Annotated in this window: 12 protein-coding genes; all 12 read left to right on the top strand. The window is 60.2% G+C overall.

Features of this window, described 5'->3' with window-relative positions; genetic code table 11:
* Positions 1-3 precede the first annotated feature (3 nt).
* The 12 genes from hisS (at position 4) to C5F53_RS19595 (ending at position 11780) form a co-directional block, all read left to right on the top strand.
* Positions 4-1335, top strand: coding sequence for a histidine--tRNA ligase (gene hisS / locus C5F53_RS19650; protein ID WP_370446758.1), 1332 nt, complete (start codon positions 4-6; stop codon positions 1333-1335).
* Positions 1336-1347: 12 nt separating this feature from the next.
* Complete coding sequence (locus tag C5F53_RS19645; protein ID WP_105263104.1) at positions 1348-2001, top strand: tetratricopeptide repeat protein; 654 nt, start codon at positions 1348-1350, stop codon at positions 1999-2001.
* A 2-nt stretch (positions 2002-2003) separates the two neighbouring features.
* Positions 2004-3137: an outer membrane protein assembly factor BamB gene (bamB, locus tag C5F53_RS19640; protein ID WP_105263103.1), complete on the top strand. Its 1134-nt coding sequence runs from the start codon at positions 2004-2006 to the stop codon at positions 3135-3137.
* A 19-nt stretch (positions 3138-3156) separates the two neighbouring features.
* Complete coding sequence (gene der, locus C5F53_RS19635) at positions 3157-4500, top strand: ribosome biogenesis GTPase Der (RefSeq protein WP_105263102.1); 1344 nt, start codon at positions 3157-3159, stop codon at positions 4498-4500.
* A gap of 70 nt (positions 4501-4570) precedes the next feature.
* The gene (gene hfq / locus C5F53_RS19630; protein ID WP_201740901.1) at positions 4571-4834 is read left to right on the top strand and encodes an RNA chaperone Hfq; all 264 of its coding nucleotides are present in this window, start codon (positions 4571-4573) and stop codon (positions 4832-4834) included.
* A 55-nt stretch (positions 4835-4889) separates the two neighbouring features.
* Positions 4890-6062: a GTPase HflX gene (gene hflX, locus C5F53_RS19625; protein ID WP_105263101.1), complete on the top strand. Its 1173-nt coding sequence runs from the start codon at positions 4890-4892 to the stop codon at positions 6060-6062.
* A 39-nt stretch (positions 6063-6101) separates the two neighbouring features.
* Complete coding sequence (gene hflK, locus C5F53_RS19620) at positions 6102-7481, top strand: FtsH protease activity modulator HflK (RefSeq protein ID WP_105263100.1); 1380 nt, start codon at positions 6102-6104, stop codon at positions 7479-7481.
* Between the two features lie 9 nt (positions 7482-7490).
* Positions 7491-8393, top strand: a complete 903-nt coding sequence (gene hflC, locus C5F53_RS19615) for a protease modulator HflC (protein ID WP_105263099.1) — start codon at positions 7491-7493, stop codon at positions 8391-8393.
* A 3-nt stretch (positions 8394-8396) separates the two neighbouring features.
* Complete coding sequence (locus C5F53_RS19610; RefSeq protein ID WP_105263098.1) at positions 8397-8588, top strand: DUF2065 domain-containing protein; 192 nt, start codon at positions 8397-8399, stop codon at positions 8586-8588.
* A 54-nt stretch (positions 8589-8642) separates the two neighbouring features.
* Entirely contained in the window at positions 8643-9791 is a 1149-nt protein-coding gene (locus tag C5F53_RS19605) for an ATP phosphoribosyltransferase regulatory subunit (RefSeq protein ID WP_105263097.1), read from the top strand.
* An 11-nt stretch (positions 9792-9802) separates the two neighbouring features.
* Entirely contained in the window at positions 9803-11179 is a 1377-nt protein-coding gene (locus C5F53_RS19600) for an adenylosuccinate synthase (RefSeq protein ID WP_105263096.1), read from the top strand.
* A 76-nt stretch (positions 11180-11255) separates the two neighbouring features.
* Complete coding sequence (locus tag C5F53_RS19595; protein ID WP_105263095.1) at positions 11256-11780, top strand: phosphoribosyltransferase; 525 nt, start codon at positions 11256-11258, stop codon at positions 11778-11780.
* Positions 11781-11788: the final 8 nt, after the last annotated feature.

Here is an 11788-nt window from a genome sequence, read left to right as displayed (position 1 = left end):
TGAATGCATATGGATGAGAAGGTCGTTTCGCGCAAGGCGGAAAAGTTGGTGGGCGTGAAGGGGATGAATGACATCCTGCCGCCGGAGTCGGCGCGATGGGAGGCTCTGGAAGCCACGGTGCGTGAACTGATGCTGCGCTATGCGTACCGCAACATCCGCACGCCCATTCTGGAACACACCGCGCTCTTCGTGCGCGGCATTGGTGAGGTCACGGACATTGTTGAGAAGGAGATGTACTCCTTCGAAGACCGTTCGGACAAGCACGGCCAGGCCGAACACCTGAGCATGCGCCCCGAGGGGACCGCTGCGGTGGTGCGCGCCGTGATCGAAAGCAACCTGCTGTATGACGGTGGCAAGCGCTTGTTCTACATGGGCCCGATGTTTCGCCGCGAGAAGCCGCAGCGCGGGCGCTACCGCCAGTTTCACCAAGTCGGCGTGGAAGCGCTGGGCTTTGGTGGCCCGGACACTGATGCCGAGGTGATTTTGCTGGCCGCTGCGCTATGGCAGGCCATTGGCCTCACCGATGTGCGGCTGGAACTCAACAGCCTGGGCCAGCCGGCGGAGCGTGCGCTACACCGCGCCCAGCTCATCGCCTATTTTGAGCAACATGCCGGGCTGCTCGATGAAGACGCCAAGCGCCGGCTGCACAGCAACCCGCTGCGTATTCTGGACACCAAAAACCCGACGATGCAAGAGATGGTTGCGGGGGCGCCGCGCCTGCTGGACTTTCTCGGTGCCGAATCGCTGGCGCACTTCGAAGGGCTCAAGGCCATTCTCGATGCGAATGGCGTGGCCTACAGCATCAACCCACGCCTAGTGCGGGGACTGGATTACTACAACCTGACGGTCTTCGAGTTCGTCACCGATCGCCTGGGCTCCCAGGGCACCGTGTGTGCGGGTGGCCGCTATGACGACCTGATCGTGCAGATCGGCGGCAAGCCCACTCCGGCCGTGGGCTGGGCTTTGGGCGTGGAGCGTGTGCTGGAGCTGCTCAAAGAGACGGGTGCTAGCGAGGCTGTGGCGCCGCTGGACGCCTATGCCATCGTGGGTGATGCCAAGGATGCTCCGCGCGTCATGGTCAGCCTGGAGCAACTCCGCGCGGCAGGCATCTCGGTGCAAATGCACCCCGCCGGGGCCGAGGGCATGGCCAGTTTGAAGTCGCAGTTCAAGAAGGCCGACGCCTCGGGCGGGCGCTACGCGCTGGTGTTTGGCGTGGACGAACTGGCGCAGGGACAGGTCACCATCAAAGATTTGCGCGATGCGTCGCAGGCCCAGCAAAGCAGGCCCCTGCAAGAGCTGAGCCAATGGGCCAAAGGCCTACAATCCGCCACCTAATCAGAGACCCTTATGGCAAACCATTTAGACCTTGAAGAACAAGAGCAGCTGGACCAGCTCAAACATTTCTGGAACCAGTATGGCAACCTTATCACCGGTCTGCTGATCGTGGTGCTGGGCGCCTTTGCCGCCTGGAACGGCTACCAGTATTGGCAGAAACGCACCGCAGCCCAGGCCTCGGTGATGTTCGAAGAAGTCGACAAAGTCCTGCGCAGCGGCGATTTGGTCCTGGCTGAGCGGGTGTTTGGTGACATGAAGGAGCGTTTTGCCTCCACGGTCTACACCCAACAAGCGGGCCTGGCACTAGCCAAGCTGGCGTATCAGGGTGGCAAGGGCGATTTGGCCAAGGCGGCATTGACCTGGGTGGGGGGCAGTCAAGCAGATGTGGCCTACGCGTCCATCGCCAAGCTGCGTCTGGCGGGTATCCATATCGAAGCGAAAGAGTTTGATCTGGCATCCAAGGTACTGAGTGAAAGTTACCCAGCGCCATTTGTTGCCTTGGCAGCTGACAAACAAGGCGATTTGTTGTTGGCCCAAGGAAAGAACGCGGAGGCGGTTGCCGAGTATCGCAAGGCGTGGGCTGGTATGGACACACGTGCAGAATACCGCCGTCTGGTTTCTGTGAAGCTGGGCGCTTTGGGTGCGTCGGAAACGGCGGCCAACTGACCATGGCATTTTCTTTGTTCCGTCAAATACCCACATGGGCCAGCGCTGCGGCGTTGGTTGCGGTGCTTGCGGCTTGCTCTGGGCCCAGCAAACCAGTGCCCAAGGACTTGGGTGCCAATATTGGCTTGATTGGTGTCAAAACTGCCTGGTCTGCCCAGTTGGGTGCCATGGAAAGCTCGGCACAACCGCATGTAGTGGGATCGCAAGTTTTGCTAGCGTCCGCCAAGGGAATAGTGACCGCCCTGCAGGGTGAGACGGGCAGTGTGGCCTGGCAGTTGGATGTGGGAACGCCGTTGGTCTCTGGTGTGGGCAGTGACGGGCAAACTGCCGCGGTCATGTCCGAGGCTGGCGAATTGATTGCCATGTCATCCGGCAAAGTGCTGTGGAAGCAGCGCCTGGGTGCTTTGGGCCTTACTCCGCCCCTCGTGGCAGGTGCGCGCATATTTACCTTGACTGCTGACCGCACCGTCACAGCGTTTGATGCGGCAAGTGGTCAGCGCTTGTGGCAATTGCAGCGGTCTTCGGACCCCCTGGTCCTGGGGCAGGCTGGTGTGTTGTTGGCCGTGGGTGACACTTTAGTGGTCGGGGTGGCTGGGCGCTTGTTGGGGGTGAATCCCTTGAATGGTGCTTCCCGCTGGGAGGCGCCCGTGGCGGTCAGCCGTGGCACCAATGAGGTGGAGCGTTTGGTCGACCTGGTGGCCGGTGTGAGCCGGTTGCAGGCCAATGTGTGTGTGCGTTCTTTCCAGGCTGCGGTGGCATGTGTCAATGCCACCAATGGCACCATGGTTTGGAATAAACCCGCTGCGGGGACTACGGGCCTGGGGGGGGACGCCGAATATGTGTTCGGTACCGAAGTAGACAGCAAGCTGATTGCCTGGAGCCGGGTTTCGGGTGAACGCTTGTGGGTGTCCGAGGCCTTGCGCTGGCGCGCTCTTGGCACACCACTTGCCGTCGGCCAGTCCTTGGTGGTGGGCGATAACGCTGGCGTACTCCATTTTCTCTCGCGCGCAGATGGCGCACCCATGGACCGGGCCACTACCGATGGTTCCGCTATTTTGGGTGTCCCTGTTCTTGTTGGTAAGACATTGATTGCCGTTACGCAAAAGGGCGGCGTTTTTGCGTTCCGACCCGAATAAGTTTGAAGGGTTCTGAACCATGAAACCAGTGATCGCCTTGGTAGGGCGCCCCAATGTGGGCAAGTCCACCCTCTTCAATCGCATGACCAAGACCCGGGATGCGATTGTTGCGGACTACGCAGGATTGACGCGGGACCGCCATTACGGCAACGGCAAGCAGGGCAAACACGAGTTCATCGTTATTGATACCGGTGGTTTTGAGCCGGATGCCAGCAGCGGCATTTACCGCGAAATGGCCAAACAAACCCGCCAGGCCGTGGCTGAGGCCGACGTGGTGGTGTTTGTTGTTGATGCGCGCGGTGGTTTGTCGGCGCAAGACCATGACATTGGCAAATACCTCCGCAAGTTGGGCAAGCCTTGTCTGGTGGTCGCCAACAAGGCAGAGGGCATGAAAGAGGGCGCCCAATTGGTCGAGTTCTTTGAGCTGGGCTTGGGCGAGGTATTTCCTGTCTCGGCAGCACACGGTCAGGGCATTCGGTCTCTGATTGATATGGCTATAGATCGCTTGGGTTGGGTATTGCCCGATGAGGTCGAGGCAGAAGAAGATCCCGCTGTTATCAAACTGGCCGTGGCAGGGCGCCCGAACGTGGGCAAATCCACGTTGATCAATACCTGGCTTGGGGAAGAGCGGCTAGTTGCATTTGACATGCCTGGAACCACACGGGATGCGATTTCTGTCCCCTTTGAGCGCAATGGGCAGCGGTTCGAATTGATTGACACCGCGGGTTTGCGTCGCAAAGGCCAAGTGTTTGAGGCCATCGAAAAATTTTCCGTCGTCAAGACCCTGCAGGCCATTGAATCTGCGAGTGTGGTGCTCTTACTCATTGATGCCACCCAGGGCGTGACCGACCAGGATGCCCATATTGCCGGCTACATCTTGGAGTCTGGGCGTGCTGTGGTGGTGGCGGTCAACAAATGGGATGCTGTGGATGACTACCAGCGTGAGCTGGTGCGGCGCTCACTGGAAACCCGTCTGGGGTTTCTCAAGTTTGCTGCCTTGCACATGATTTCGGCGCAGAAGCGCCAGGGCCTGGGCCCGGTCTGGGATTCGATTGCCCAGGCGCACCGCGCAGCCAACTGCAAGATGCCCACGCCTGTGTTGACCCGTTTGCTGCTGGAAGCCGTCCAGTTCCAGACGCCCAAGAAGAATGGTGCTTACCGTCCAAAATTGCGTTACGCCCACCAGGGTGGCATGAACCCGCCCATCATTGTCGTCCACGGCAACTCGCTGGAGCATGTGACGGAGACGTACAAGCGTTTTCTGGAGGGGCGTTTTCGCAAGGAGTTCAACCTCATTGGTACACCTCTGCGCATCGAAATGAAGTCGTCCACCAACCCCTTCGCAGACAAAGACGACCGATAGCCGATGGCCATTCGCCTGAGCCGCTGCCCGGGCTGCTGTAGCTGTGGTATCGTCAAGCTTCTTTCACTACTTGAACACGGAGAATATCGTGAGCAACAAAGGCCAACTTTTACAAGACCCGTTCCTTAATGCCTTGCGCAGGGAACATGTGCCAGTGTCCATTTATTTGGTCAACGGCATCAAACTTCAGGGCCAGATCGAATCGTTTGACCAGTACGTAGTGCTACTGCGCAACACCGTGACCCAGATGGTCTACAAACATGCCATTTCCACCATCGTCCCCGGACGTGCCGTGAACTTGGCTGCCGTTCCCGAAGACAACGCCGCTGCGTGATGCTGCGGGGCCTGCGCCCCGTCAGCACGCGTTCGGCCAGACGCCTCACACCCATTTGACAGCCAAAACTCCGCCGATCGTCGCTCCCACCATTTTGGTCGGAGTTGACTTGGGGGTGCCCAACTTTGATGCCGAGCTCGAAGAGTTAGGCTTGTTGGCCCAGACTGCTGGCCTGAGCCCCGTAGCACTTATTACCTGCAAACGCCGTGCACCCGATGCCGCGTTGTTTGTGGGTTCCGGCAAGGCCGACGAAATCAAGTTGCTGGCGCAACAGCATGGCGCTACCGAAATCCTGTTTGACCAAAGCCTGAGTCCTGGCCAGCAGCGCAATCTGGAGCGGCACCTGGAGCTGCCGGTCAACGATCGTACCTACCTGATTCTGGAAATTTTTGCCCAGCGGGCGCGCAGCCATGAGGGTAAGTTGCAGGTCGAGCTGGCGCGTTTGCAGTACCTCAGCACCCGCTTGGTACGCCGTTGGTCCCACCTGGAACGGCAGACGGGTGGCGCTGGCGTGCGCGGCGGCCCGGGTGAGAAGCAAATTGAGCTGGACCGTCGCATGATCGACGAGACCATCAAACGCACCAAGGAGCGCCTCTCCAAGGTCAAGCGCCAGCGCCAGACCCAGCGCCGCCAGCGTGAGCGCCGGGATGCGTTCAATATCTCCCTGATTGGCTACACCAACGCTGGCAAGTCCACGCTGTTTAATGGGCTGGTGAAGGCGCGGGCCTACGCGGCGGACCAGCTGTTTGCCACGCTGGATACGACGACCCGCCAATTGTACCTAGGAGACGCGCAGCGCTCGGTGTCCCTGTCGGATACCGTGGGTTTCATCCGCGATTTGCCCCACGGACTGGTCGATGCATTTCAGGCCACGTTGCAAGAGGCCGTTGACGCCGATTTGCTGCTGCATGTGGTGGATGCCTCCAACCCCAACTACACCGAGCAGATCGAGCAGGTGCAATCGGTGCTGGCGGAGATCGGTGCGGACCAAATTCCGCAACTGCTGGTGTTCAACAAGGTAGACGCTTTGCCACCTGAACTGCAGCCGTTGCGCATGGAAGACATGTACGACCTGCACGGCGTGCAGACCCCACGCGTGTTTGTTAGTGCGCGCGAGAATGTGGGCATGCCCCTGCTGCGCCAGCATTTGGCCGCTGTGGCCAGTGCGGCCCCGGGTGCGGGCCCTGCCAACGAGTATTCCCCTGAGCCCTATGGGGCCGGTTCGTAATTGGGCACAATCCCGAGCTGTTGTACGCGAGACAAAACCATGAAACTATCCCTGCCGAATCCCCCCAAGGTCACGTGGCCCCAGTGGATGCGCAATATGTTCAATCTGAACGACTCCCGTTGGGGCCGAGGAGACGATTCCTCTGCACCTTCCGATAAGCCCGAAGGCGCAGCTCCAGACAGTGACCCCCCTAAACCCTCTGCAGCGCCCCAGCCGCAGCCGGACCGTCGTGGTGCGGCGCAATCGGGCCCACCGGATCTGGACGAGTTGTGGCGCGATTTCAACCGCAAGTTGAGTGGCCTGTTTGGTGGTGCGTCCAAGCCCCGCGGTGGCAATGGCAGCGGTGGTGGTTCGGGCGGCGGTTTTCAGCCCGATATGAAAAGCGCGGGCATTGGTGTCGGCTTGATTCTTGGCGTTTTGGCCCTGATTTGGCTAGGCACTGGCTTCTTCATCGTGCAAGAAGGCCAGCAAGCAGTGATCACCCAGTTTGGCAAATACAAGTCCACGGTGAACGCCGGTTTCAACTGGCGTCTGCCGTACCCGATTGAAAAACACGAGTTGGTGTTCGTCAGCCAGATCCGCTCTGTGGACGTGGGGCGAGATACCGTGCTCAAGGCGACTGGCCTGAAAGAGTCCGCCATGCTGACCGAGGATGAAAACATCCTCGACATCAAGTTTGCTGTGCAATACCGCCTGAGCGATGCGCGTGCTTTCCTGTTCGAAAGCAAGAACCCCAATGACGCGGTGGTGCAGGCCGCCGAAACCGCGGTACGCGAAGTTTTGGGAAAGATGAAGATGGATGCGGCCTTGTCAGAAGAGCGTGACCAGATTGCGCCCCGTGTGCGCACCCTCATGCAAACCATTCTGGATCGCTACAAGGTCGGTGTGGAAGTGGTTGGCATCAACCTGCAGCAGGGTGGTGTGCGTCCGCCTGAGCAAGTGCAATCTTCATTTGACGATGTGCTCAAGGCTGGCCAAGAGCGTGAACGTGCCAAGAACGAGGCCGAGGCGTATGCCAACGATGTGGTGCCGCGTGCCGTCGGTTCCGCTTCGCGCCTGAAGGAGGAAGCCGATGCCTACAAAGCCCGTGTGGTGGCCCAGGCCCAGGGTGATGCCCAACGCTTCCGCTCCGTGTACACCGAATACCAAAAGGCACCGCAGGTGACCCGTGACCGCATGTACCTGGACACCATGCAACAGATTTATGGTAACGTGACCAAGGTATTGGTAGAGTCCCGCCAGGGCAACAGCATGTTGTACCTGCCACTGGACAAAATTCTTCAGATGAATGCCGCACCCGCGGCGGACGCCTCGGCACCCGCGGCGGCTCCCCAGCCTGCAGCGCCCGCCACCTCCATCTTGAACAACGATGCCCGCAGCCGCGATGCCGCCCGTTCGCGTGAACGTGACTCTCGCTAGGACCCGACCATGAACCGCATTGGATTTATTTTTTCTTCGCTGCTGGTGCTCTTGGCTTTGGCCAGCTCCACGCTGTTTGTGGTGGACCAGCGCCAGTTTGGCGTCGTGTATGCCTTGGGTCAGATCAAGGAAGTCATCACCGAACCTGGGCTTAACTTCAAGCTGCCCCCACCGTTCCAAAACGTTTCGTACATCGACAAGCGCCTGCTGACGCTGGACAGTACCGATGCCGAGCCCATGCTGACTGCCGAAAAGCAGCGTGTGGTGATTGACTGGTACGTGCGTTGGCGCATTTCTGAACCCACGGAGTACATCCGCAATGTGGGTTTGAACGAAAGCGCTGGTGCCAGCCAGTTGAACCGTGTGGTGCGCAACGCATTCCAGGAAGAAATCAACAAACGCACCGTGAAAGAGCTGCTGTCGCTGAAGCGCGAAGACCTGATGGCCGACGTGAAGGCCGAAGTGCTGGACAAGGTGCGTGGCGCCAAACCCTGGGGCGTGGATGTGGTGGATGTGCGCATCACCCGCGTCGACTATGTGGAGGCCATCACCGAGTCGGTGTACCGCCGCATGGAGGCCGAACGTAAACGTGTGGCCAATGAACTCCGCTCCACCGGCGGTGCTGAAGGCGAAAAAATCCGTGCCGATGCGGACCGCCAGCGTGAAATTACCATTGCCAACGCCTACCGTGATGCCCAGAAGATCAAGGGTGAGGGCGATGCCGAAGCCGCGCGTATTTACGCCGAGGCTTTTGGCAAAGACCCGCAGTTCGCCCAGTTCTACCGCAGCCTGGAAGCCTACAAGTCCAGTTTTGCCAACAAGAGCGACGTGATGGTGCTGGACCCTTCGTCCTCCGAATTCTTCAAGGTGTTTCGCAACGGTGGCAGTGGCACCGCGGCTGCCAAGAAGTAAGCCTTGAGCGCCGACACCCTGTGGGTGGCGCTCGCCCTGGTGCTGGTGGTGGAAGGGCTTTTCCCCTTTCTGTCGCCCACCGGGTGGCGGCGCATGTTCACCCAGCTCTTGCAACTCAACGATGGCCAGATCCGCTTTTTCGGTTTGGCCAGCATCTTGGTGGGCTTGTTGTTGATTTGGTGGCTGCTGCCCTGAAAAGCGGGCTCCAAGCCCGGTAAAATCGCTGTTTTAACAGCCCCCTCCAATTCCATGTCTGCTTGGGTCCTGCCGGATCACATTGCCGATGTGCTGCCGTCTGAAGCGCGCCACATCGAAGAAATACGTCGAGACCTGCTGGACATGGCGCGCTGCTATGGCTACGAGCTGGTGATGCCGCCCTTGCTGGAACACCTGGAGTCTTTGCTCTCGGGCACCGGTGAGGCGCTCGATTTGCAAACCTTCAAATTGGTGGACCAGCTATCGGGCCGCATGATGGGTTTGCGGGCCGACAGCACACCCCAGGTGGCCCGCATCGATGCCCATTTGCTCAACCGCCGTGGTGTCACCCGCCTGTGCTACTGCGGCCCCGTGCTGCACACGCGCCCAGCGGCCCCCCATGCCACCCGCGAGCCGCTGCAGTTTGGCGCCGAGATTTATGGCCACTCCGGGTTGGAGGCCGATCTCGAAATCCTTACCCTCGCGCTCGATGCCTTGAAGTCCGCCCAGGTCGGCGCGCTCACGGTGGACCTAGCCGATGCCCGCATCGTGGACGCTTTGCTGCTGCCTTCGAGCCTGAGCGCCGCCCAGCAGGTGCTGGTGCACGCTGCACTGGCCGCCAAAGATCGCAGCGAATTGGCCCTGCTGGTACAGAACTGCCCCGCGGCCACGGCCCAGGGCCTGCTCGCGCTGGTGGATTTGTACGGCGATGTGTCGGTCCTGGCGCAAGCCCGGCAGGCCTTGCCAGATCTGCCCGGTATCCGCGAAGCATTGACCCACCTGGAGTGGCTGGCAAGTCATCTGGACGGTGTGCGTGTCTCCTTTGACCTGGCTGATCTGCGTGGTTATGCCTATTACACCGGCGCGCGTTTCTCGGTGTATGCCACGGGTGCCAGCGACGCACTGGCACGCGGTGGTCGTTATGACGAGGTGGGCTCCGTGTTTGGCCGCAAGCGGCCGGCTGTGGGGTTCAGTTTGGACGTGAAGGTCTTGGCCAGTGCCGCTGCGGTGCGTCCCTTGCGGGCGGCGGTGCGTGCGCCCTGGGGTGAGGCGTCCGCCTTGCGCGCTGCCATTGCGCAGTTGCGCCAGCAGGGCGAAACGGTGGTCTGTGTCCTGCCAGGGCACGAGAGTGAAGTCGATGAGTTTCAGTGCGACCGCGAATTGGTGCAAGCCGCCGGTCAGTGGGTCGTAACAGCAATTTAAAGCAGAGCGAAATGAATACAACCAAAGGTCGAAATGTAGTGGTCGTGGGCACCCAGTGGGGCGACGAGGGCAAGGGCAAACTGGTCGATTGGCTCACCGAAAGCGCCCAAGGCGTGGTGCGCTTTCAAGGCGGCCACAATGCCGGTCACACCTTGGTCATCAACGGCGTGAAAACCGCCTTGCACCTGATCCCCAGCGGCATCATGCGCCCCGGCGTCAAGTGTTACATCGGCAACGGTGTGGTGCTGTCAGCCGCCAAGCTGTTTGAAGAAATTGAAGGTCTGGAAAAAGTGGGTGTGGAACTGCGTTCGCGCCTGCGCATCTCTGAGGCCTGCCCGCTGATCCTGCCGTTCCACGCCGCACTGGACGTGGCCCGTGAAGCCTTCCGCGAAAAGGGCGGTACTGCCAAAATCGGCACTACTGGCCGCGGCATTGGCCCGGCCTACGAAGACAAGATTGCCCGCCGCGCGCTGCGCGTGCAAGACCTGAAATACCCCGAACGTTTTGCCGCCAAGCTGCGCGAGCTGCTGGACCTGCACAACCATGTGTTGACCAGTTACCTGGGCTCCGCTGCGTTTGACTTCGGCCCGACACTGACGCCTTACATGGCCGACGGCAAGGTGTTGTTTGAGCCGGTCTATGCCGAAGCCATGCGCCACGCCGAACTGCTCAAGCCCATGATGGCGGACGTGTCGCGTGAACTGAACGAAGCCAACCTCCACGGTGCCAACCTGCTGTTTGAAGGGGCACAAGGCACGCTGCTGGACGTGGACCACGGCACCTACCCGTATGTGACATCGAGCAACTGCGTGGCTGGCAATGCCGCCGCCGGTGCGGGCGTGGGCCCGGGCATGCTGCACTACATCCTCGGTATCACCAAGGCCTACTGCACCCGCGTAGGTGGCGGCCCGTTCCCCACCGAACTGGACTGGGAAGTGGAGGGCACACCCGGTTACCACATGAGCACCGTGGGCGCCGAAAAGGGCGTGACCACCGGCCGTTCACGCCGCTGCGGCTGGTTTGATGCCGCGCTGCTCAAGCGCTCGGCGCAGGTGAACGGCTTGTCCGGCCTGTGCATCACCAAGCTGGACGTGCTGGATGGTCTGAAAGAATTGCTGCTGTGCACCGGCTACGAGCTGGACGGTGAAGTGGTAGATATCCTGCCCATGGGCGCCGATGACATTTCGCGCTGCAAGCCGATTTACGAAACCATGGAAGGCTGGAGCGACAGCACCGTGGGCGTCACGCAGTACGACAAGCTGCCTGTGGCCGCGCGCCTGTACCTGCAGCGCATCGAACAAGTGACGGGCGTCCCCATCCACATGGTGTCCACCAGCCCGGACCGGGACCACACCATCATGATGCGCCACCCCTACTTGGCCGAGTGATCGTTATTTTTAAGTCAAATAGCCCTCTAGCCCCCGTAAATATTGCGCAAGCAGCTACTAATTTAGGAGCATTCTGATGTTGACAGAAGACGGCAAGCACCTGTATGTGAGCTACGACGAGTACCACAACCTGATTGAAAAACTGGCGATCAAGATTTTTCAGTCGGGTTGGGAGTTCGACACCATCCTGTGCCTGGCCCGCGGTGGCATGCGCCCCGGTGACATCCTGTCGCGTGTGTTTGACAAGCCCCTGGCCATCATGTCCACCAGCTCCTACCGTGCCGAAGCCGGCACGCAGCAGGGCAACCTGGACATCGCGCGTTTCATCACCACGCCCAAGGGTGAAATTGCTGGCCGCGTGCTGCTGGTGGACGACCTGGCCGATTCGGGCCACACCTTGAATGCGGTGATCCACCAGCTCAAGAACAACTACAAGCCCATCACGGAGCTGCGCAGCGCCGTGATCTGGACCAAGGCGTTGAGCACCTTCACGCCCGATTATTCGGTCGAGTTCCTGCCCACCAACCCCTGGATCCACCAGCCCTTCGAGGGCTACGACTCGCTGCGTCCGCAGCAGCTCATCCAAAAGTGGAGCGTCTGACAGACCCC

The sequence above is a fragment of the Rhodoferax sp. TS-BS-61-7 genome, from assembly GCF_002943465.1.
In the GTDB taxonomy this organism is placed as follows: domain Bacteria; phylum Pseudomonadota; class Gammaproteobacteria; order Burkholderiales; family Burkholderiaceae_C; genus Allorhodoferax.
This window is presented reverse-complemented; position numbering and strand designations above follow the sequence as displayed.